General features: G+C 45.8%; 24 protein-coding genes. 10 read left to right on the forward strand and 14 right to left on the reverse strand.

Annotation, left to right across the window (positions count from 1 at the left end; all coding sequences use genetic code 11):
* Positions 1-7 precede the first annotated feature (7 nt).
* Complete coding sequence (locus NYE50_RS19335) at positions 8-541, forward strand: SH3 domain-containing protein (protein ID WP_159354676.1); 534 nt, start codon at positions 8-10, stop codon at positions 539-541.
* A 124-nt stretch (positions 542-665) separates the two neighbouring features.
* On the opposite strand, the gene NYE50_RS19340 is transcribed toward NYE50_RS19335, so the two are convergent.
* From NYE50_RS19340 to alsS, 3 genes are all read right to left on the reverse strand, one after another.
* Complete coding sequence (locus NYE50_RS19340) at positions 666-1,190, reverse strand: NAD(P)H-dependent oxidoreductase (protein ID WP_020956445.1); 525 nt, start codon at positions 1,188-1,190, stop codon at positions 666-668.
* Between the two features lie 102 nt (positions 1,191-1,292).
* Entirely contained in the window at positions 1,293-2,060 is a 768-nt protein-coding gene (budA, locus tag NYE50_RS19345; RefSeq protein ID WP_003151318.1) for an acetolactate decarboxylase, read from the reverse strand.
* A 60-nt stretch (positions 2,061-2,120) separates the two neighbouring features.
* Positions 2,121-3,833 carry an acetolactate synthase AlsS gene (gene alsS / locus NYE50_RS19350; protein ID WP_159354678.1) on the reverse strand — a complete coding sequence of 571 codons (1,713 nt, stop codon included), beginning with the start codon at positions 3,831-3,833 and terminating at the stop codon, positions 2,121-2,123.
* Positions 3,834-3,989: 156 nt separating this feature from the next.
* On the opposite strand from alsS, the gene alsR reads away from it, so the two are divergent.
* Positions 3,990-4,898 (forward strand): acetoin biosynthesis transcriptional regulator AlsR, encoded by a 909-nt coding sequence (gene alsR, locus NYE50_RS19355; protein ID WP_007407528.1) that lies wholly within the window; start codon positions 3,990-3,992, stop codon positions 4,896-4,898.
* Positions 4,899-5,093: 195 nt separating this feature from the next.
* Positions 5,094-6,425, forward strand: a complete 1,332-nt coding sequence (locus NYE50_RS19360; protein ID WP_159354679.1) for an arsenic transporter — start codon at positions 5,094-5,096, stop codon at positions 6,423-6,425.
* A gap of 48 nt (positions 6,426-6,473) precedes the next feature.
* Here the strand turns inward: NYE50_RS19360 and NYE50_RS19365 are convergent, their stop codons facing one another.
* From NYE50_RS19365 to NYE50_RS19375, 3 genes are all read right to left on the reverse strand, one after another.
* The gene (locus NYE50_RS19365) at positions 6,474-7,148 is read right to left on the reverse strand and encodes a DUF2642 domain-containing protein (RefSeq protein ID WP_159354680.1); all 675 of its coding nucleotides are present in this window, start codon (positions 7,146-7,148) and stop codon (positions 6,474-6,476) included.
* Positions 7,149-7,190: 42 nt separating this feature from the next.
* Complete coding sequence (locus tag NYE50_RS19370; protein ID WP_053574032.1) at positions 7,191-8,084, reverse strand: hypothetical protein; 894 nt, start codon at positions 8,082-8,084, stop codon at positions 7,191-7,193.
* Between the two features lie 121 nt (positions 8,085-8,205).
* Complete coding sequence (locus NYE50_RS19375) at positions 8,206-9,300, reverse strand: CotH kinase family protein (protein ID WP_159354681.1); 1,095 nt, start codon at positions 9,298-9,300, stop codon at positions 8,206-8,208.
* 140 nt (positions 9,301-9,440) lie between these two features.
* Here NYE50_RS19375 and cotG point away from each other — a divergent pair, with 140 nt between their 5' ends.
* The 3 genes from cotG (at position 9,441) to NYE50_RS19390 (ending at position 11,293) form a co-directional block, all read left to right on the forward strand.
* Positions 9,441-10,007: a spore coat protein CotG gene (gene cotG, locus NYE50_RS19380; protein WP_021494842.1), complete on the forward strand. Its 567-nt coding sequence runs from the start codon at positions 9,441-9,443 to the stop codon at positions 10,005-10,007.
* 156 nt (positions 10,008-10,163) lie between these two features.
* Entirely contained in the window at positions 10,164-10,784 is a 621-nt protein-coding gene (locus tag NYE50_RS19385; RefSeq protein WP_159354682.1) for a flavin reductase family protein, read from the forward strand.
* Positions 10,785-10,948: 164 nt separating this feature from the next.
* Positions 10,949-11,293 carry a DUF4181 domain-containing protein gene (locus NYE50_RS19390; protein ID WP_014419052.1) on the forward strand — a complete coding sequence of 115 codons (345 nt, stop codon included), beginning with the start codon at positions 10,949-10,951 and terminating at the stop codon, positions 11,291-11,293.
* Between the two features lie 7 nt (positions 11,294-11,300).
* Here NYE50_RS19390 and ggt read toward each other — a convergent pair whose 3' ends face one another.
* On the reverse strand, positions 11,301-12,878 hold the full coding sequence (ggt, locus tag NYE50_RS19395) for a gamma-glutamyltransferase (protein WP_159354683.1): 1,578 nt from the start codon (positions 12,876-12,878) through the stop codon (positions 11,301-11,303).
* Positions 12,879-13,085: 207 nt separating this feature from the next.
* On the opposite strand from ggt, the gene NYE50_RS19400 reads away from it, so the two are divergent.
* From NYE50_RS19400 to chrA, 3 genes are read left to right on the forward strand one after another with little or no spacing between them, the layout of a single operon-like run.
* A complete protein-coding gene (locus tag NYE50_RS19400) occupies positions 13,086-13,562 on the forward strand; it encodes an Lrp/AsnC family transcriptional regulator (protein ID WP_022553893.1) in 477 nt (158 codons plus the stop codon).
* 13 nt (positions 13,563-13,575) lie between these two features.
* A complete protein-coding gene (chrB, locus tag NYE50_RS19405) occupies positions 13,576-14,166 on the forward strand; it encodes a chromate efflux transporter subunit ChrB (protein ID WP_017418772.1) in 591 nt (196 codons plus the stop codon).
* Complete coding sequence (chrA, locus tag NYE50_RS19410; protein ID WP_017418771.1) at positions 14,163-14,699, forward strand: chromate resistance efflux protein ChrA; 537 nt, start codon at positions 14,163-14,165, stop codon at positions 14,697-14,699. Before chrB ends, chrA begins: the two co-directional genes overlap by 4 nt.
* A gap of 26 nt (positions 14,700-14,725) precedes the next feature.
* Here the strand turns inward: chrA and NYE50_RS19415 are convergent, their stop codons facing one another.
* Together NYE50_RS19415 and NYE50_RS19420 are read right to left on the reverse strand one after the other, a co-directional pair.
* On the reverse strand, positions 14,726-14,944 hold the full coding sequence (locus tag NYE50_RS19415; protein WP_146737818.1) for a hypothetical protein: 219 nt from the start codon (positions 14,942-14,944) through the stop codon (positions 14,726-14,728).
* Positions 14,941-15,486, reverse strand: coding sequence for a flavodoxin family protein (locus NYE50_RS19420; protein ID WP_007614245.1), 546 nt, complete (start codon positions 15,484-15,486; stop codon positions 14,941-14,943). Before NYE50_RS19420 ends, NYE50_RS19415 begins: the two co-directional genes overlap by 4 nt.
* Before the next feature lie 122 nt (positions 15,487-15,608).
* Between NYE50_RS19420 and NYE50_RS19425 the strand changes: the two genes are divergently transcribed.
* Positions 15,609-16,490, forward strand: coding sequence for a LysR family transcriptional regulator (locus NYE50_RS19425; protein ID WP_017418769.1), 882 nt, complete (start codon positions 15,609-15,611; stop codon positions 16,488-16,490).
* 86 nt (positions 16,491-16,576) lie between these two features.
* On the opposite strand, the gene NYE50_RS19430 is transcribed toward NYE50_RS19425, so the two are convergent.
* The 5 genes from NYE50_RS19430 to NYE50_RS19450 are packed head-to-tail and all read right to left on the reverse strand — an operon-like array spanning position 16,577 to position 20,279.
* Positions 16,577-17,293: an endonuclease V gene (locus NYE50_RS19430; protein ID WP_159353523.1), complete on the reverse strand. Its 717-nt coding sequence runs from the start codon at positions 17,291-17,293 to the stop codon at positions 16,577-16,579.
* Between the two features lie 9 nt (positions 17,294-17,302).
* Positions 17,303-17,767 carry a toxin-antitoxin system YwqK family antitoxin gene (locus tag NYE50_RS19435; RefSeq protein ID WP_044802938.1) on the reverse strand — a complete coding sequence of 155 codons (465 nt, stop codon included), beginning with the start codon at positions 17,765-17,767 and terminating at the stop codon, positions 17,303-17,305.
* Positions 17,757-19,565: an LXG family T7SS effector putative deaminase YwqJ gene (gene ywqJ / locus NYE50_RS19440; protein WP_159353524.1), complete on the reverse strand. Its 1,809-nt coding sequence runs from the start codon at positions 19,563-19,565 to the stop codon at positions 17,757-17,759. The genes NYE50_RS19435 and ywqJ overlap by 11 nt, the downstream gene beginning before the upstream one ends.
* A gap of 19 nt (positions 19,566-19,584) precedes the next feature.
* On the reverse strand, positions 19,585-19,845 hold the full coding sequence (locus tag NYE50_RS19445) for a YwqI/YxiC family protein (RefSeq protein ID WP_007614257.1): 261 nt from the start codon (positions 19,843-19,845) through the stop codon (positions 19,585-19,587).
* Complete coding sequence (locus tag NYE50_RS19450) at positions 19,845-20,279, reverse strand: DUF5082 family protein (protein WP_014419065.1); 435 nt, start codon at positions 20,277-20,279, stop codon at positions 19,845-19,847. The genes NYE50_RS19445 and NYE50_RS19450 overlap by 1 nt, the downstream gene beginning before the upstream one ends.
* Positions 20,280-20,498: the final 219 nt, after the last annotated feature.

Here is a 20,498-nt window from a genome sequence, read left to right on the forward strand (position 1 = left end):
GATAGAGATGAAGAAAACAGCCAAAGCGGCATCCATCCTGACCCTTGCAGCGGGAATATCAGCGGCTTCAGCTTTCGGAATAACGCCTCTTCCCAAGACACACGCGCAAGAAGCGGGCAAGATTGACGATCTGTACAGCTATCCGCTTGACTCTTATCTCGTTTCCGCGGAAGCATTGAACGTCAGAACAAAAGCATCAGCAGCCAGTCCGAGAGCTGATACCCTTCATTTAGGCGACAGCTTAAAGATCGTTTCATTCCAGAACGCTGACTGGGCAAAAGTACATTATAAAAACGGAAAAACAGGATTTGTATCTACTCATTATATTGTTAAAGAAGCAACAACCGTAAAAACGACGGCAAAAACAAAAGTATATACAGACAAACAAGCGGTCAAAGCTTCCCTTGCTAAAAACACGAGCGTTTCTTTCCTCGGATGGAAAAAGACATCCGGCGGCGGCATTGATTTCGGCTGGGCGCTTGTCGATTACGGGGGCGCAACGGGATATATCAGCACAAAAGATCTGCAAAAACTGACATAATATCAAAACGGATTTCGCAAATTCAGCGCGAAATCCGTTTTTTCTTTCTTGAGCAGTCAGAAACGTCTAAGGTTCGAAATATTTCTCAGGAAATATTATCGGATGAAGATGAATGCATACAACTCTAAAATGGCTTCTTTATGTAATCCGCCAGGCGTTTGGCATTGTCACGGATAGCCGCAGCATCGGCGCTGCTTACCCCGTACATCGCAAAAGCCGGCAAATAGGTCATACCCGTAAAATTAGCCATTGCCTGAAACGGCCTTAAGAGCTCGCTCAGTGAAAAATGGTTAGACCCGCCTGCCTGATATGCATCCTCTCCGGCACCTACGGAAACAGCCAGCAGCAATTCTTTGCCGTGCAGCGCCTTTCCTTTGGAGCCGTAAGCCCATCCATACGCCAGCACATGATCCATCCATGTTTTTAAAAGCGGAGGCGCACTGTACCAGTACAGCGGGAATTGAAATACGATCCGGTCATACTGTTCACACAGCTGCCGTTCCTTTTCCGCATCTATTTTCCCGTCCGGATATTCTTTATAAAGCTCACGGACCGTGATTTCATCATGATTTTTTAATTCTTCTGTCCACGCCTTATTGACCGCTGAGTTGTTCATGTCAGGATGAACCGCTAATACCAATACTTTCACAGCTACCACACCTTTCCCTTTTGACTGTATTTTACCTAATCTTTGCCGGTTCAGCCAAATAAAAAGAAAGCCCCCGAGAAAAATGGGGCTTTCTTTTTTAATTTATTCCGGGCTTCCTTCGGTTGTTTCGATGTCCTTCGCAAAATTCGGATTATCTAAATTTGCGTTGAAAAAGTCCGCCGTATTCGGAAGCTTGAGGTTCATATTCATTTTTTGAGAAATGGTCACTTTACAATCTTTAATGACATAGTCAAACACGTGTCCGCCGGAATTGCGTCCTTCATCAATGAAGTGCAGGTGATATCCGGAAACAGCGATGCCGTTTGCGTATCCCGGCGTCCAGAAGCCGGCGATTGTACCTTGAATGTCGTCAAAGTTGAACACAGGCTGTGTTTTCACCGCTTCGATCATCGGAACGTACGGTTTCTCCTGGCGTTCTACCGTTCTTGTCTGCACCTTTTTAAATACGCCGTCTAAACGGATCGCATAAAATAAGTTTTTACTAGGCAGAAGGCTGGCGATTTCCTGCTCGAATTCTTCACGGGTCATTTCGCCGTCGATCGTATGCGTCATATCCGGCGTGAAAAATGTGAATGAGCAGAATGGTGACAGGTCTCCGCCTTTAACAGGCGTAGCCGTACCGTCGCCGCGCAGACGGTAAAATTCTCCGTCAAATCCGATTAATTCGCCGTCCAGTTTGTTGAACGTGCCGATTCCGAAATCACCGAACTTCGGAATGTCAGCCATATCAAAATCTCCGTCATATACTCCGTCCAGCAGAGATGTCATTGTGGATACTTGATAGATCTGATCCTCAGGTGAGCCTTTTTCTCCGCGGCTCATCATATGGATGTCGCTTGCGTTTTTCATATTCCCTTCACTCCTTTTAAATTGGGCTGTTTTAGAAAACAGGTCATGGTGCGCAGAGTGCTAGAGAGCTTTTGCTTTCATTTTTTCTTTGAATTGCTTCGGAAGCATGTCGCTTGATAAATGGACATTGTCACTGTAATCGACAGGAATGTCAATGATGACAGGGCCTTCTGTGTTCAAGCCTTTTTGCAGCACGTCTGCCAGCTGTTCCGGTGACTCAACGCGCAAGCCGGTGGCGCCGAAGCTTTCTGCATATTTTACGATGTCAATGTTTCCGAAATCTACGCATGATGTACGGTTATATTTTTTCATTTGCTGGAATGCGACCATATCATATGTGCTGTCATTCCATACAAGGTGAACGATCGGCGCTTTTAAGCGGACTGCCGTTTCCAATTCCATTGCAGAGAACAGGAATCCTCCGTCTCCTGAAACGGATACGACTTTTTCACCCGGATTCACCAATGTGGCGGCAATCGCCCAAGGAAGCGCTACGCCCAATGTCTGCATGCCGTTGCTGATCAAGAGTTTCAGCGGCTCATAAGCGCGGAAGTAGCGGGACATCCAGATCGCGTGAGAACCGATATCGCAAGTGACGGTTACGTCGTCATCAATTGCATTGCGCAGTTCTTGGACGATTTGCAGAGGATGCACTCTGCCGGATTTATGGTCGCTTGGCGCCTTCTCGCTGTCTGTGAGCATCTGCTTTAATTCGCTCAGCACTTCTTGTTCACGGCTGCCCATATCAAATGTCACAGCGTCGTGTTCAATTTGTTTAACCGTAGCGGCGATATCGCCTAATAATTCTAATTCCGGCTGATAGGCATGATCGATATCGGCCTGGATTTCGTCAAGATGGATAATAGCACGGTCACCGTTTACGTTCCAGAACTTCGGATCGTATTCAATCGGATCATAACCGATCGTTAATACGACATCCGCCTGTTCAAGCAGAAGATCGCCCGGCTGGTTGCGGAACAGTCCGATCCGGCCGAAATATTGGTCTTCCAGCTCTCTGGACAATGTGCCGGCCCCTTGGTACGTTTCTACGAAAGGCAGTTTTGTTTTGGCAAGCAGTTTGCGGATTTGTTTTACCGCTTCCGGTCTTCCGCCTTTCATGCCGACTAACAGAACGGGAAGTTTCGCCGTCTGGATTTTCGCGATAGCCGCGCTGACCGCTTCTTCCGGTGCAGGGCCTTGTTTCGGCGCCGGCACGCTGCGTACGTTTTTCACGTTTGTGATTTCATTCACAACATCCTGCGGAAAGCTCACAAAAGCCGCGCCTGCCTGACCTGCTGACGCTGCCCTGAAGGCGTTTGTTACCGCTTCTGGTATATTCCCTGTTTCCTGTACTTCTACACTGTATTTTGTAATCGGCTGAAATAGCGCCGCATTGTCCAATGATTGGTGTGTCCGTTTTAACCGGTCTGCGCGAATTACGTTACCCGCCAGCGCCACTACCGGATCACCTTCTGTATTAGCCGTTAACAAGCCGGTCGCCAAGTTGGATGCCCCCGGGCCTGAAGTAACGAGACAAACGCCTGGTTTTCCAGTCAGTCTTCCGACAGCCGCAGCCATAAATGCAGCGTTCTGTTCGTGACGGCATAAAACCAGTTCAGGTCCTTTATCTTTTAACGCATCAAATACTGCATCAATTTTTGCACCCGGAATGCCAAAAACATGTGTGACACCTTGCTCCACTAAGCAATCAACAACAAGCTCCGCCCCCCGATTTTTTTCAGAGGTTTTTAGTTCATTTGTTGCTTTTGCCAACACCCTCACTCCTTATTATGCATATTAAATATAAAATTTTAAGTAATTTGTGATATTATTCACTATACACTCTTTGGAAATTGACCTCCAATATCAATTCGCCGTATGATTAATATGTTTCACGAATAATTAACAAAGAGAAAGGAATGGATAAGGATGGAGCTTCGCCATCTTCAATACTTTATTGCCGTTGCCGAAGAACTTCATTTCGGCAAAGCTGCGCTTCGGTTAAATATGACACAGCCGCCTCTCAGCCAGCAGATCAAACAGCTTGAGAAGGAAGTCGGCGTGACCTTATTAAAGCGCACGAAACGGGTTGTAGAGCTTTCAGCTGCCGGAGAAAGTTTTTTAAAACACAGCAGAAACGCGATCGAAGAAATAGACAAAGCGATTGAAATGGCGCAGAGAACGGCGCGGGGAGAGCTCGGCCGCCTTGTCGTCGGTTTTGTCGGCTCGGCCACATATGAATTTCTGCCGCCGATCATTCGGGAATTCCGCGAAAAATTCCCCTCCGTCAAGCTTGATCTGCGTGAAATTTCTTCTTTCAGACAGCAGGAAGAACTTCTGAAGGGGAACATTGATATCGGCATCCTTCATCCGCCTTTACAGCATTCCGCGTTACATATGGAAAAGGTGCAGAGCAGCCCGTGCATTCTGGCTTTGCCGAAGCAGCACCCGCTTACCGCTAAACAGACAATCGACATTCAGGATTTAAAAAATGAACCGATTATCACACTGTCGAAAGAAACATGGCCGACTTTATACCTAGAGTTTGTAAACTACTGCGAGCAGGCGGGCTTTAAACCGAAAATCGTTCAGGAAGCGACGGAGTATCAAATGGTGATCGGATTGGTTAGTGCCGGTATCGGCGTAACCTTCGTGCCTTCTTCTGCTAAAAAGCTGTTTAATCTCGAAGTCGCCTACCGCGGCATTAATCAGGTGCAGCTCACTGCCGAATGGGTCATTGCCTACCGCAAGGATAATCAAAACCCGATTCTGAAACATTTTCTGGATATTATGAATAAACGCCAGGCTTTATTGCAGGCGGATAAGGAAAATGCATAAAAAAGAGGGCCGCCGAAAGCAGCCTCTTTTTTTTGTGCTTTTATGGAATTTTACTAAATTGGTAGAAACGCTCAGTACACCTTACGACCTGTACCCGTATACATACAGTACAACTGATCAGGAGGGATAAAAATAACGGGGCGGCAATGACCCATCTAAAAGGAGGCAGAACACATTACACATATTACCGTCATTTTGACCCTGATTTCTTTCTTTGTGACCATTATTTTTATATTTTGGAGACCCGGGGGATTAAATGAAGCCTTTCCGGCGTCGCTGGGCGCCATTCTCGTTTTGTTATGCGGAACCGTTTCCTTTCATGATTTGGGGGATATAGGGTCAAAAGTCACCGGAGCATCAATCACCATTATCTCCACAATGATTATGGCGATCGCGCTGGAAAGCTTCGGTTTTTTTAACTGGGCGGCGGCCAAACTGCTTCACCGCGCCAAGGGATCGGGCATCCGGCTTTTTTGGCTGACCAACCTGCTCTGTTTTTCAATGACGCTCTTTCTGAATAATGACGGCAGCGTCTTAATCACCACTCCTATTTTACTATTGGTCTTACAATATCTCGGACTTAAAAGACATCAGAAAACACCGTATTTAATAAGCGGCGTATTAATTGCGACGGCGGCAAGCACCCCGATCGGCGTCAGTAATATCGTCAATTTAATTTCTCTCAAAATGATAGGCATGGACCTTTATTTGTACACCAATATGATGTTTATCCCCGGCACGCTGGGACTGGTGTTTATGGCCTTTCTGCTGTTTGCCGTTTTTTACCGCCGTTTGCCGAAACAGCTCCCCGATATTCCGGTTCATTTTGATTCGCTGGAACACAAACGATATCACCCGCTTCAGCCTCCGCCAGACCCGACCCAAAACAGCCGTACGAACATCATGTTTTGTGTTTTGGCATTTGTATTGTTCGTCCGGATCAGTCTGTTTGCAGCTTCTTACAACGGCATATCCGTTTCGCTCGTGGCTGTCATCAGTTCAGTCATCCTCCTTGGCTGGAGATGGTTTTATTTAAAAATCGGACCGGCAGACTTATTAAGGAAAGCGCCTTGGCATATCTTTATTTTTGCTTTCACGATGTACATTATCATCTACGGACTGCATAATATCGGACTGACGGCGCTGCTTGTTCAGTCTATTGAACCTTATGTCTCACAAAGCATTGCCCACGCTGCATCTATTATGGGCATTGCTACATCCGTCCTCTCTAATTTGTTCAATAACCATCCCGCCTTAATGATCAGCACTTTGACCTTAACTGAAATGTCCATCGACCCATTAACCGTAAAAATCATTTATTTGGCTAATATTATCGGCAGTGATATCGGATCATTGCTTCTGCCGATCGGGACATTAGCCACGCTGATCTGGATGCATATCATCAGACAGCACGGCGAAAAAGTTTCTTGGTCAGAATATATCAAAACGACCATTATCGTTGTCCCTCTCACTGTCGTGTTTACCATTACCGTTTTATATATTTGGATCAGTTGGATTTACCTTTAGCTCTGATGAAAAAAACTGCCTGCTGTATAAGAGAGGCAGTTTTATCATTTATGGCAGGTGCATAGTTTTTAAATGATTCAATTTCCAAAAAACAGTATCGCCGTCTGCATTGGTCAGTTCAAGAATATTATCTGAGACATCCTGTAACAGCCCCACTTTATTCGGTATATCTCCTAAATCCAGAATAATCAGCTTCCCGATATATCTTTTTAATTGCTCCTCAAAATTCCGGACAAGGGGCACATTAGCGGGAACAACCGGCAGCTCTGAACTGTTTAATGTATACGGCGTCTGCTCATCGGAATAGGGTGTCAGCCATTTCAAATGATGCATCGAGATGAAAAGAGTCTTATAAACCGGAGAGAAGAAAACAAAATAATCATTTAAAACACTTGTCACATACCCATGAATGGAACGGTCTCCCGTAACAAATATTTCTGTGAATCTGCCTTTTATATGCTGGAGGGTATTCCGGTAAGAAAATGAATGTTCCTGTTTTTCGGGATGCGGACTTTTTTTTCTTGCGTACGGTTCTTTATTCTCTTCGTCCGGGAGCGTCAATGTCATCCGCTGAAGATGCAGCAGCGGAATATAAAGAAACGTCCGGCCGTCATGAATCACAATGATATCCTGACCGATATCCAAAAGAGTTCCTGAAAATGTCGTATTCCCCGATATCTCAATATCGACTTGTTTATCCAGAAATCTGCTTAATGCAGCCATTTCATTCCCCCCCTCTCCCGCGTTTACGGACAATCTTTCCAATCATTTACGGCCGCGTTTCCACCGATAATCTATTGTCCTTAATACAGTGGCGTAGCTATAAGAGACCTCTTTCTCCCGTTTTGAGGATCGAACGGATCTTGATGATCTTTTCGACTTTTTAGAGGAAGTACGCTGCTCTTCGCGTGATTCTTCCTCATGCGGCTTTTCTTCTTCGGCGCTCTCTTTCTCACCTTTATTCTCGTCGTCTTTATTCTCCTCTTTTTTAGCTGCTCCTTTTGCCCCTTCGCTGATGCTCTTGATATGAAAAGGATAGATTCGAAGCACTTCTTTATCTTTCACAAGAGTGTAATGGCCGTCGGAATTATCCACAAGTATACCTTCAACGGCTTCAGGACCTCCGCGGTTGATGGATACCCATTTGTGGATCAGGCGTTTAAATATGCCGTGAAAATCATCAGCCATTTCAAATTCCGGGCGCTCCTCCTCTTGGCCGTCCTCTTCTTGTTCTGCACTGATGCTTTTGACATGGTCGGCGTTAAAATATACAATTCCGTCATCTTCCGTTTCCAGCACGAGAAAATCATCCCCTGTTTCGTGAAGCTTTCCTCTTTTCGATTCCGGACCTCCCTGATTCAATTGCACCGTGCGATTGGTCATCCGGCTGATCAGGTCTTGAAAATCATCAGCTTTTTCACATTCTGCCGCTTCGGACTGCGATACGGTTTCACTCGTATTTTCCGTCACACTTTTCACGTGTTTCCATTGATAATAAACGATTTTATTATCAACCTGAAGAGCGATATAATCTGATTGAATGTCTGCTAATCTCCCTGTCTTGGACTCCGGGCCTCCCCGGTAGACAGTAATTACCTTTCCTTCCATTGCATGCAAAAAGTTGTCATCAGACCGATGCCGCTTCGTATTGCGTTTCATCTATTGTCCTCCTAGTCATTTTTCTCATAATGTAAAAAGCATAATGCATATATACGTATCACGATTATTTTCGGGAACTGATTCACCAGCCTATTTGTAAAAATCTTTCTTCATTTCCAAATCAGATATTCCACCGCTCTAACTCACTGCTGATGAAGGCTGACCGCTCCTTAATGTATTCGCAAATCACTTCAGGCTCCCGGTCAAAGCAATCAATCTCTTCTTTCTTATATGGATCCTTCGCGACATGCGGCCTGATCTGCTCATACAGTGACATGACCTTCGGCTTCATATATTCAATGGTAAACCGGGTCTGAAGCGTCTCTTCCAAAAGCCGTTTGTACGCTTTGCGGAAATACGGTTCATCCAGAAGCCTTGCAGTCAAGGTATTAAACCCTTGTATTCTGACATAATCGGCCTCCATCCGATCACCGTGAATGTCTCTTCCCCACGTCGCATCGTAATCCCACGGAATGACTTCAAAAAGTCCCGTTTCATGATTCCGGTACAAAGCGTAATTATGAACAAATCCATCGTAGTTTGAGGTAAACACGATGCCCGCAAGCCACCGCAAATACTTATCGGCGTCCAAGTGTTTGACGATCTCCCCCTTGAACTCTGACTTCGGCACGGTATTAATTTTATAGATCATATCCTGCAAGTATAAATCGTCTTCTTTCGTTCCCGTTTTCTTTTCATAACCAAGCTCGAGCGACGTTTTCGTATCCCGCTCCAGATCACTGACGAGGGAGAAATTGGCGTCGTCATCAACCGCGTAAAAAACAGCGCCGTCCGCCAAATTCCGTTTCGCCAGAAAATATTCACCCACTGACTCCAGCTCAAGATACACCCCCTCATGTCTGCCATTGATTTGCAAGGTTACGAAATTCGCCTTTGGTGACAGCGTCCCAAGCTCCGCGAAGAAATCGAGAGACAGCTTATTCCGCATCATCGACGGATCTTTGTATTCAGCGTTTAAATGTATCTCTTTCGCCCTGCGAAATGTTTTCGGCGAATAAAAAGCGATATGATACGATTTTTTCTTAAAATCTCTTATATGAGAGCCGCGGTACGCCAGATCAATGTCAAGCCGTTTTTGATTCACTCTCAGCACCGCGGGCACCGGATCATCATCCCAAATGTCTTTTTTCAGCTCCATTAAGTCTTTCGGGTGAATAAACAGCTGGTATAGAGGCAATGTTGATTGGTCTTTCATCAGTAACCCTCCCTGTATTAATTTAGGCTGTGCTTTTTATATAAAACTCAGCGAATCACACATACACTTTTTTCATCCATGCGTACTATGTGGTAGTAAGGATCGCATCCTTAAAACATATATCATGAGGAGGTTTCAAAATGGGCCACTATTCCCATTCTGATATCGAAGAAGCAGTAAAGTCCGCAAGCACCGAGGGATTGGAAGATTATTTGTACCAAGAACCAAAAAGCAGTAAGAAGAGAAAATCTCGCAGCCATAAAAAATCTCGTTCTCACAAAAAATCTCGCAGTCATAAAAAGTCCCGTTCTCACAAAAAATCTCGCAGTCATAAAAAATCGTGCCGCTCTCACAAAAGATCTCGCAGCCATAAAAAATCCCGCTCTCACAAAAGATCTCGCAGCCATAAAAAATCCCGTTCTCACAAAAAATCTCGCAGCCATAAAAAGTCCCGTTCTCACAAAAAATCTCGCAGCCGTAAAAAATCTTGCCGGTCTCACAAAAAATCTCGCAGCCGTAAAAAATCTTGCCGGTCTCACAAAAAATCTCGCAGCCACAAAAAATCATGCCGCCGCAAGAAAAAACGCACGCAGAAAAAACCTTATCGTCCTCATAAAAAAGACCCTTGCAAAAAAGACGATTACTGCAGCAAAACAGAGTACTGGAAAGACGGGAACATCTGGGTTGTAAAGAAAAACTACAAGTAACACCATTCGTAAATAGGCTGCCGGCTAAACGGAAGCCTTTTTCCTCAATCAGATATATGCCACGTGATAAGATATGCAGCCGGTTTTCTTTTGTTGTGTTTCCGAATTTTCTTTCTGTATAATCAGGTCATACGATAAAGAAAGGCGGCCGAAATCATGCATATCTTACGAGCAGACGAACTGAACGCAAAAGACACTTACAAATTGCTTTCGGGCACAGTCGTTCCCCGGCCGATCGCATTTGTCACTACGCGGTCATCCATCAACGGCGCCGTAAACGCGGCGCCCTTCAGTTTCTATAACGTTGTCTCCGCAGAACCGCCGCTTCTGGCCATCTCAGTCAGCCGCGCGGACGGACGGCAGAAAGACACCGCGAGAAACGCAATCGCTCATCGGGAATTCGTCGTACACGTCAGTGATGAGTCCATTATTGAAGACATTAACAAAACGGCGGCAAAGCTTGATCCTGATGTCAGTGAGCTTGGCATGACAGACCTTTCTGTGACAGACAGCGCTTGCATCAGCGTTCTCGGTATAAAAGAAGCAAAAGTGAGGTTTGAATGTATACTCGAACGCCATCTTCCGTTCCAAAATGACAGCGGAGAAACGACGACAGACCTCATCATCGGCAGAGTCGTTTGTTTTCATTTGAATGACCAAGTATATGACGCCGATAAAGGCTACATACGGACAGATGAGCTGAAGCCTGCGGCAAGGCTCGCGGGGAATGAATACGCCAGACTCGGGAAGACATATACGCTTGTCCGCCCGACCTGAAGCAGGAACCATTATAATAGAAGAAACTAGTCAAAAAGACCCCTTTCGAAAGGGGTCTTTTTGAGTCTTTTACCATTTAACTCAGCCTAATGTCTTGTAGAATGCCGAAACTTACAAGGTCCTCACCCGTATGAAACGAGTGGCACATTTTTAGGAGGCAGACGATGGATTTCACTCAGTTACTGATTTTTTCAGCCGTATTTATTTTGCTCAGCCTTATGTTTCAAGTATTTGCCGTCAAAGTTCTCAATTTGCCAAAGCCTGTTAAAAAGCAGAAGCCGATAAACGGCACACATCGATTAATCGAAATCACACTGCTTATTACGGGCATCGCAGCGGTGAATTTTTTCAATGAAATGTACGTATTTGCGGGAGTTGTTTTCATGCTATTTTGCTGTAGCGGCTTAATGGAATGGCGGCACCGGCGGGAGGAAAAGCAATATGTGTACGATTCGTTTTACGCAGGTCTTTCTGCCGCGCTTGGCGTGCTTATTTTTTTCATCAGTTAGCGCAGCTCTATACTCCTGCGGCCGCTCCGTCGCCGCGCGGGTCGGCCCCGCCTTGGAGAAAGCCTTCTTCATCAATGACGATCGCTGCCGCATGGCCCATAAGCCCGTCAAAATCACCAACGGTCTCGACGCGGTGGCCGCTCTGCCTTAGGGCTTCTCTCGTTTCAGGGCTGATTCTGCTTTCAACCCTCAGCCCTTCATACTCCTCTCCCCATGTCCGTCCCCAGACCCAGCGCGGCTCATTGATCGCCTGCTGGGGGTTCATTTTGTAATCAATGATGCGCGTAATCATCGCTGTCTGAGTTTGCGGCTGGCCTTCTCCTCCCTGGGTTCCGTACAGGATGTGCGGTCTTCCTTCTTTACAGGCCATCGCCGGCATGAGGGTGTGGAACGTCCGCTTGCCGGGTTCAAGTGTATTGACATGAGATTCGTCCAGCGAAAAAAATGACCCGCGGTTTTGCAGCAGAATGCCCGTCTCCCCCGCTGTAACAGCAGATCCGAACTCGAAATAGAGGCTCTGAATAAAGGAAACGGCATTTCCTTCCGCATCGGCGACGGCGGCATAAGCTGTGTCGCTTCCGATCGGCCGGCTTACCGCCGGCGCAGCCGCGTTACCAATTTCTTCCGAAAGCTGCTTTGCATACCGTTTATCAAGCAGCCGATCCAGCGGAATATGAGAAAATGCCGGATCAGTCAGCACTTCATTCCGGTGCTGAAAACTCTTCTTCAGCGCCTCGATCAGCAGATGATAATAGTCAAAGGAACCGTGTTCGATCTGAGAAAAATCATAGTTTTCCAATATATTGAGCGTCATTAAGCCTGTAAAGCCCTGTGAATTCGGCGGAGCCTGATAGATTTTGCACCCGCGGTAATCGGAGGATACCGGGTTCGTCCACTCGCCGCGGTGGGCTTTAAAGTCATCAAGTGTCAGACGGCCGCCGTTGTTTTGCAGAAAGGATGTGATGCGTTGAGCGAGGTCTCCTTCATAAAAAGCGCTTCTGCCTTTCTCGGCAAGCTGCTCCAAGCTGGCCGCCAGATCCTTCTGGACAAACCGTTCACCGGGCATGGGCGCTTTTTTGTTTCTCGTAAAAATGGCCGAGGTGTAAGGCGTCGAGGCTAAAAGAGCGAGATTGCGTTCTGTGTGGGCGCACTGGTCGGCGGACACCGGAAATCCGTTTGCCGCATAATCAAGAGCTGGCTTCAGCACCTCAGCGAGCGAAAGACGCCCGTACGCCGAAAGCACGGCATCCCAGCTGTCCGCCATTCCCGGAACGGTAATGGCGCTTTCTGTCCCGCGCAGAGGGATCGCTTCTCTGCCCCGATACAAGTCTCTCGTCACATGCTTCCCTGAACGGCCGCTCCCGTTATAAGCTTTGATTCGTCCCGTTTCTTTATGGTAAGTGAGCCAAAATGAATCCCCGCCAAGACCCGTCATATGCGGATACACAACTGCCAGACAGGCGCTGACCGCCACTGCCGCGTCAAACGCGTTTCCGCCCTTTTCCAGAATGCCGGCCCCCGCCTGAGAAACGAGATAATGCGGACTGACGACCATTTGTTTCGTTCCGATGGTTGAAGTATTCATGGCAAGCCCCTTTACAAATTTTCTCAAGTATAAAAAGCGGCTTCGCGGCCATCCACATTCCTGAAAGAAAATCTCACACACTATTTACTTTTCGATAAGAAATAATTCTAAGTTATTACGCATCGAAAACAATAAAAAATTTTCCCCTTCATAACGTAATGTTTCATGATACAATAATGTCTACCAAATGAAGGAAGGTGAAGCGGGTTGGAACATGAATACAGCATTCCGAATCTTGTCCTTGATGAAACGGATAAACAGATTCTTTCGATTTTGCACGAGGAAGGGAGGATTTCCTATACAGACGTAGGAAAGCGGGTTAACCTGTCGCGAGTGGCGGTTCAGCACCGCATTCAGCATTTACTGGATGCCGGTGTGATTGAAAAATTCACCGCTGTCATCAACCCGGCGAAAATCGGCCGTCATGTGTCCGTGTTTTTTAATGTGGAGGTGGAGCCGCAGTATTTGGAGGATACCGCATTAAAGCTTGAAAAGGAGCCGGCCGTGACAAGCCTTTATCACATGACCGGGCCGAGCAAGCTGCATATGCACGGCATTTTCGCAAATGATCAGGAGATGGAAGAGTTTTTGACAAAACGGCTCTATACGCAAAAAGGCGTCGTCAGCGTCGACTGCCAAATGCTGATTAAACGGTATAAAAGCAGAACGGGCATGAAGCTGTAAGGAGGACATAGCCATGAAACATCCCTATTGGGACATTACGGCGGCGATGGTCCGAACGGGCATTCTCGGATTCGGGGGCGGCCCGTCGGTGATCCCGCTCATCCGCCATGAAGCCGTCAATAAATACAAATGGATAGATGATGATGAATTCGGAGAAATATTAGCGATCGCTAATGCGCTTCCCGGACCGATTGCCACAAAAATGGCTGCGTATCTGGGCTTTAAGCTGAAAGGCACGTTAGGCGCAATCGCGGCAACCCTCGCACATATTCTGCCTACATGTCTCGCTATGGCGGGCTTGTTTGCGGCTGTCAATGTCTTAAGCCACTCAGCAATTGTTGCCGGCATGATTGGCGCCGTAACACCGGTGATTGCGGTAATGCTCGGCATCATGGCGTACGAGTTTGGCCAAAAAGCGCTTAAAGGATTCGGCTGGGTCACGGGCATCCTGTTTTTTATCATCGCTTTTATCGGCCTGCAAACGTTACAGATCAATCCCGGCTTTGTCATTATCATTTTCTTGGCGTACGGCGCGTTTCATTTTAAATTAAAGGACAAAATCACAAATAAACGTTCAAAAGATAAAGGAATGTCGGCCTCATGATCATGATTTATATATTTATGGCGTTTTTTGTCGCAAACGTACTCGGATATGGAGGCGGACCGGCGTCGATCCCGCTGATGTTTGAAGAAGTCGTCAACAGATACAGCTGGCTCTCAAACGATCAATTCTCAAATATGCTCGCACTTGCGAACGCATTGCCGGGCCCGATCGCCACGAAAATCGCTGCGTATGTCGGCTACAGCGCAGGCGGGTGGCCCGGGTTCCTGATTGCGCTGATCGCCACTGTCGTACCGTCGGCGCTCGCATTGATCGTCCTCTTGCGCATCATTCAGCGCTTCCGCCAATCCCCTGTCATCAAAGGTATGACGCTGTCCGTCCAGCCTGTCATCGCCGTCATGATGCTTATTCTTACCTGGCAAATCGGCGCAGACGGCATCAAAGCGATCGGCTGGGTTCAAGCGATAGTGATTGCGGGGATTTCCCTTCTTGCCTTGACAAAATTCAAGATGCATCCGGCCTTCCTGATTGTCGCGGCGTTTTTGTATGGAGGGCTTGTGATTCCTCATTTATAAAGAAAAGCACCTGGACAGGTGCTTTTTTATTTTGGCCCAGAAATACCATTTGATATGACAACTGTTTCTTCGCCTGCATCACTCTTGATGATTTGCTTGACTTGCAGCGTTGCGCCTGCCATTCTCACAAATTGCTGAACCTGAGGCGAATTGGTTTCAGCCTGTATCCAAACAGAAGTCGGCTCTTTCCAAGCTAAAAAGAGTGCGAGTATCAACATACCAGAGATAACCAGCAGCAGCTTCATAGAGCATCACTTCTTTTCAATAAGCTGCTCGCAGCGGACAGCGCCTGATGATCATGAAGAATATCACCGGGACGATTGCCTTCTCCCAGCACATAGCCTTTAAAGGACATCCCCATAAAATGAAAAATATGTTCAAATTGCTGAATCAGCGGCAGCCCTTTTAGTTTAGGATTGTCTCCTCCCACTGCTGTTACATATGCCTGCTTCGCTGACATTTGCTGTTTAAAATCAGGAAATCTCGGATCTCTCAGCGTCTGTGACCAGCGATCAATAAACAGCTTTAATGTCCCTGACATGCCAAACCAATAAATTGGGGTGGCGAATACAAGAATATCGCACGGCAATATCCGCTCAATGATAGAATCGCAGTCATCTTGAACAGGACGAAAGCCGCCTTGGGCGTGACGCAGATCTTCAATTGGCTGGAGCCGATATTTCCGCAAATGAATGTGCTCCGCATCGAATCCTTGAACAGCCTTCTCCGCAAGAATATCCGTATTTCCGCCAGACCTCGTTCCGCCATGAATAACCGCAATTTTCATGATGCATCTGCTCCTTTGTTTACGAATGATTTTCTTCATCATATAATGGATTCATCAATCAATACAGATGATTATTTCGATTATTCCAATCGGTAAAACCGATTTAGAAAGGACGAGAACATATGGAATTGAAGCAGCTGATCACCTTTATTACGGCGGCAGAACATGTAAACTTCACCCTAACCGCCAAGATGCTTAACTATGCACAATCAAGCGTTACCTCTCAGATCAAATCACTTGAAGAAGAAATCGGGACTCCTTTATTTGAACGGCTCGGCAAGCGGCTCATCCTGACAGAAGCCGGCAAAACATTCAAATCCTATGCGGAGAAGATCATTGCGTTAACAGAAGAAGCAAAAATGGCCGCAAATCAAGTAAGAGAAACAACCGGAACCTTGAAAATCGGCGCGACGGAAAGCCAGTGCACATACCGCCTTCCGCCTATCATAAAAGAATTCAAACAGGCTTTTCCTCAAGTAAAGCTCATATTCAAACCGTATGTGTCCAACGAACAAGCGAAAGAACAGCTCTTACAGGGCCAGCTTGATATCACTTTCATTTTGGATGTGAACCGAACGGAAGACGCACTGCACGTTGAATCTTTGATTCAGGATGAAATCAAAATGGTAGCCGCCAATGATCATCCTTTTCCAGCAGACTCACCAGCAACATTGAAAGATCTTCAAAACGAAACCCTTCTGCTGACAGAGGACGGCTGTTCATACCGCACGCTCTTTGAGAACACTTTACATGACGCCGGAGTCTACCCTAACAAATTAGAATTCGTCAGCATAGAAGCCATCAAACAATGCGTGATGGCCGGACTTGGAATTGGACTATTGCCTGAAATGACAGTAAAAGACGATATTGCCGAAGGACGGATGAAAGAACTCAGCTGGCAGAATGAATGCCCTGTTTTTACTCAATTAGCATGGCATAAGGACAAGTGGATGTCTGCGCCATTAAAGGCTTTTATCGATTTGACGCGAAAAACATTCAAATAAAAATCTATCTGCAAGGACGACAAAGTTTTTAATAAAGCAGACACCAGGCATACAAAAAAACACTTGGTGGCTTAGAGCCCCAAGTGTCACACGGGATTTTTCCGATAAAACGTTCGCAAAACATGCGTTTCAAGGTCAGCCAGACGGACAGGGATCGGCAGCCTGCTTTCTCGATTGATCATTTTCATTGTGATCTGATAGCTGCTTTCTAAATCAATGTTATGTCCGCAAGACAAGAAAATAGGCTTCACATCCCGCCGCGTTCGCAGCGCCCGTCCATATACCTCGCCGTCAATGATAATATCGGTGTATGCGCCGACTTCATTTTCAGGCGTCACGAAATCGCAGCCTTTGATTTTGAGATAGGTTTTCGCTATCCCAATCGTCGGCTTACCCAGAAAAAAAGCCGCATGGGTGGCAACGCCCATATGATTGTAATGCAGATACCCGTTGCCATCAAACAAAAACACATCCGGCTCCGCCTCCAGCTTTTTCGCCGCCTCGATGATCAAAGGCAGCTCGCGAAACGCAAGAAAACCGGAAACATACGGCACGCCGATTTTCCCCATGCTGTGCACTTTTTCAATCACTTCTTTTGTATCAGCGTCAATCACGATGATACTGCATACGCCGTACGGTTCCCCGTCCTGCTCCCAATAAGCGAGGTCGACGCCTGCGCAGGTGTTGACGGAGTCTGGATGGATGACGGGGGATAGGTTGATACGATTTTGAAGGTTAAATTGGACCTGTAAAAAATCTTGTTCCTTTTTCATATCAAAATTATGCACATCAAATAATTTCATAACGATTGATCACTCTCGACCTAAATTAATGTGAGTCTCTCTTCTCGATTCTAGTATTTCAAAGTGAGGACTACTTGTATCTAGCTCATACTGATTTAATAGATTGCCTTCTTCATCCCAACTCTTTTCGCAAATTAGTATGGAATGCTCATACTGTTGCTCACTTTTTTTTCTTCCATTTTCAAACCAAATTATACTTTTACCATGCAATTGCCCATATCTATATTCTTTTTCACTTTTTTTATTCCCGTTTTCATAAAATTCACTTGTTAAACCATGAGCCAGCCCATTCTTATATTTAGTAAAATAGATGATTTGTCCATTTGGATATAATTCGTAAGCCAGCCCTGTAAACGGCTGGCCATTTTCGTCTTCAGGATTATCTAGTATCTCATCACTGACCGAAGAGAACCATAAATCCTCAAAGTCCACTCCTATTTCTTTTATATTCTTCATATCATATTCATTTTCCATACTTTAAAGCCTCCGGTATATAATTTGTATTTTGAGTTATATATTCACAATGTGGACATCTAGGCATTGGGACACCTTCTGGCATCTTTTTATTTATTTTCCTCGCACTTACTACGTATACCATTAATTCTTTTAATTCCGCATCAGGTCTTTGTAGTAATGCTTCATTTAGCGCATTAACTTCGGCATGAGAACCAGCCCCTGATGTTTTTATATAACCTTCCTTAAGTTCTACAGGCATATTTACGATTCTATCATGAATAAGTGGATGTAGTACCTTAGGTGGCTCCCCATCTATATTGTTAATTCCAAAATAATACTTGCCTGTTTTTTTGTCCAATACACCAGCTACCGCAGGACCTCTTTGTTTTTTAGTTAAACCAGATGATTTAATTTTACTAAGTTCGTTTAACACTTCTGCTCTTAGATTTATTCGATGGTGAAGATCTTCTTTAGACAATACACCATGCTTATTTCTTAAATATTGAAGCCTAGTTTGTTTTTCTTCACTAGTCTTAGCAATATTGCTACTAAGGCTTTCATTAGCCACTTTATTGACATATGGAGCATTTTTTTGGTACAACCGCTCAAAGTAGTGTGCCAATCCTGCTCCACCAATCATAGTAATAGCTTCCAGCGCCCCTTGCTTCCGCTTCTCCTCAGACACTTTGTTTCCGAACATATCTCTGCCTGTGACGGCTTCTGAGAATCCGTTTGAGGCGACAAGGCCGTATGCGCCCATTTCTGTCATTTTTAGAATGTCTAAGGATTTTCCTGTTTTATAGGCATCTAAAGCATGTTCTGCGGCAATGACGGTTTTCCCGGTTTTGTAAATGGCTTTTCCGCCTTTGAAAGCGCGGCCCGCCCAGCCGACGACCGGTATGAATCCGGCGGCGGCCATCGCTCCTGCTGTGACGCGTTCTGCGGTGGAGAGTTTTTCTCCGGTCACCGGATCAACGCCTTCGGCTGCTCTTTTATAATCATAATAGCCGGTGACTTCGCCGGTAAAGTTGCAGATGCCGTCCCATGTTTTTTCGTACCATGGTTTATTGGCTTCTTCTTCAGCCTTTTCCTGAAGCCGTCTTGCTTCGGCCTGCTGGGCTTTTGCGTCAATATAGCCCGTTCCCTGTTTTTCTGCCGCCATGACGCTTTTGTAGATTTCATTGCTGTGGAAGGCTTTTTTGTCATAGTACATAGGGGATGCGCTTTTCCCGTTGCTGGTGGCCTGCATGAGAACGGAATATTTGCTGAGCACTGCGTTGTCCAGAGATTCTAAGTTTTGATATTCAGCGGTCAGGGATTCATCAAGCGTATCGACTGCCGTGATCGTGTCGCGTCTGGTTTTCTGGGCATCGCCCATTTTATCAGCGTAATCATCCAGCGTATATGTGTCGAGATGAATAATATCGCTGATGCCTGACAAAATTGAATCGATTTCTGCTTTATGAGCGGAGACAATCTCTGAAGCTTTCAAATCCGCATTGGGCAGCTCATGCTCCAAAAATGAAGTCTCCACATATGTATCGCTGAGTTCTTGATCTTTAATGTCACCTGAAATGCCATTTAAAAACGCAATTTGAGCAGAGACAAGCGTCAGCCAGCTGTCGGCGATTTCCGCTTGTCCCTGAAAAAAATCTTTTATATTGTCTGCGCCTTTCCCTTTCAAAGCATCACCCAGATCGGCCACGCCTTGAAAGGCTTGTTTGAGCGCACGCAGCTGCTCTTCAAGGGCTTCGTATTGTTTCCTTCTCTTATCTGCTTCGTCCGTTAACGATTGTGATTCAAACACTTTGCTCATCGGCAAGTCCTTTCTTTCGTTATTTTACGGCGATCGCCTCGTCCTGTTCTTTCAAAGAATCTACGTTGTCTTTAACGTCCGCGATATTCTTATGAACGGCCTGCTTGTATTCGCTGATCATTGATACAAGCTTTGCCTCGCGGGATTGGTATTTGGAGGTATAGTCGAGCTTGTTTTTTCCGTTTGAACCGGCGTTCCCGATCGAAACGGCCTCCAAAGCGCTGCTGACGGATTCAAGCTGCTTCATGACGGCTCCGTATTTGAGTTTTATTTCTGCCATTAAAACCAACTCCAGCTTCTTTTGATTGATTGTATTTTTTCTCCGACCGTGTCAAGGGCTTCTTCTCCCAGCGTCAGCAGGTGCTCTGCCTCTCTCGCGATGCTTCTGGCGGCAAGGAGCCCTCCTTTTTCAATTTCAAGCTGTGTCATCTTTAAGCCGATTCGGTAAATATAACCGTCGTATTTGTCTGTGACGATTCTGTATGCTTCTGTATGGGCCTGATCGCGCCGGTCATCAAATTCTTCAGCAAAAGTGCCGGTCCAATGATGGTCCAGGTGCGGCTTGAGGATGTCTCTGATTTCAGATACGCCCTCTTCCTGCAGAGATTCTATCTCTCTTTTCGCTTCTTTTAATTTATCAATTTGGTGTTCAACCTCGCCCAGTTTATGGCTGATCGTGCTGTTAATATGGCTTAATGTGCTTGAATGGCTCATCTGTTTTCACCTCGTCTTACGCAAAAAGTCGTACAAAAAGCACAGACTTTTCCATACTATATTTCCATATATTATATTTTAAAATAGACAGAAAGCAGCTTAAATAGGTTAAATGACTTATTTTCAGCAGCCGAGATGCTCATCATTAACGCCAAAAGACTCACATAAACGGCATATCCATTCATTGATCTCCTCTATGTATCCATGATAAATTCCCTA

The organism is Bacillus sp. EU55 (genome assembly GCF_038005925.1).
Lineage (GTDB): Bacteria > Bacillota > Bacilli > Bacillales > Bacillaceae > Bacillus > Bacillus velezensis.

Coding starts and splice junctions, on each gene's coding strand:
- NYE50_RS19335 (WP_159354676.1), top strand. CDS start 8: ATGAAGAAAACAGCCAAAGCGGCATCCATCCTGACCCTTGCAGCGGGA.
- budA (WP_003151318.1), bottom strand. CDS start 2,060: ATGAAAAACGCAAGCGACATCCATATGATGAGCCGCGGAGAAAAAGGC.
- alsR (WP_007407528.1), top strand. CDS start 3,990: ATGGAGCTTCGCCATCTTCAATACTTTATTGCCGTTGCCGAAGAACTT.
- NYE50_RS19365 (WP_159354680.1), bottom strand. CDS start 7,148: ATGGCTGCATTAAGCAGATTTCTGGATAAACAAGTCGATATTGAGATA.
- NYE50_RS19370 (WP_053574032.1), bottom strand. CDS start 8,084: ATGAAACGCAATACGAAGCGGCATCGGTCTGATGACAACTTTTTGCAT.
- NYE50_RS19375 (WP_159354681.1), bottom strand. CDS start 9,300: ATGAAAGACCAATCAACATTGCCTCTATACCAGCTGTTTATTCACCCG.
- cotG (WP_021494842.1), top strand. CDS start 9,441: ATGGGCCACTATTCCCATTCTGATATCGAAGAAGCAGTAAAGTCCGCA.
- NYE50_RS19385 (WP_159354682.1), top strand. CDS start 10,164: ATGCATATCTTACGAGCAGACGAACTGAACGCAAAAGACACTTACAAA.
- NYE50_RS19390 (WP_014419052.1), top strand. CDS start 10,949: ATGGATTTCACTCAGTTACTGATTTTTTCAGCCGTATTTATTTTGCTC.
- ggt (WP_159354683.1), bottom strand. CDS start 12,878: ATGAATACTTCAACCATCGGAACGAAACAAATGGTCGTCAGTCCGCAT.
- chrB (WP_017418772.1), top strand. CDS start 13,576: ATGAAACATCCCTATTGGGACATTACGGCGGCGATGGTCCGAACGGGC.
- chrA (WP_017418771.1), top strand. CDS start 14,163: ATGATCATGATTTATATATTTATGGCGTTTTTTGTCGCAAACGTACTC.
- NYE50_RS19415 (WP_146737818.1), bottom strand. CDS start 14,944: ATGAAGCTGCTGCTGGTTATCTCTGGTATGTTGATACTCGCACTCTTT.
- NYE50_RS19420 (WP_007614245.1), bottom strand. CDS start 15,486: ATGAAAATTGCGGTTATTCATGGCGGAACGAGGTCTGGCGGAAATACG.
- NYE50_RS19425 (WP_017418769.1), top strand. CDS start 15,609: ATGGAATTGAAGCAGCTGATCACCTTTATTACGGCGGCAGAACATGTA.
- NYE50_RS19430 (WP_159353523.1), bottom strand. CDS start 17,293: ATGAAATTATTTGATGTGCATAATTTTGATATGAAAAAGGAACAAGAT.
- NYE50_RS19435 (WP_044802938.1), bottom strand. CDS start 17,767: ATGGAAAATGAATATGATATGAAGAATATAAAAGAAATAGGAGTGGAC.
- ywqJ (WP_159353524.1), bottom strand. CDS start 19,565: ATGAGCAAAGTGTTTGAATCACAATCGTTAACGGACGAAGCAGATAAG.
- NYE50_RS19445 (WP_007614257.1), bottom strand. CDS start 19,845: ATGGCAGAAATAAAACTCAAATACGGAGCCGTCATGAAGCAGCTTGAA.
- NYE50_RS19450 (WP_014419065.1), bottom strand. CDS start 20,279: ATGAGCCATTCAAGCACATTAAGCCATATTAACAGCACGATCAGCCAT.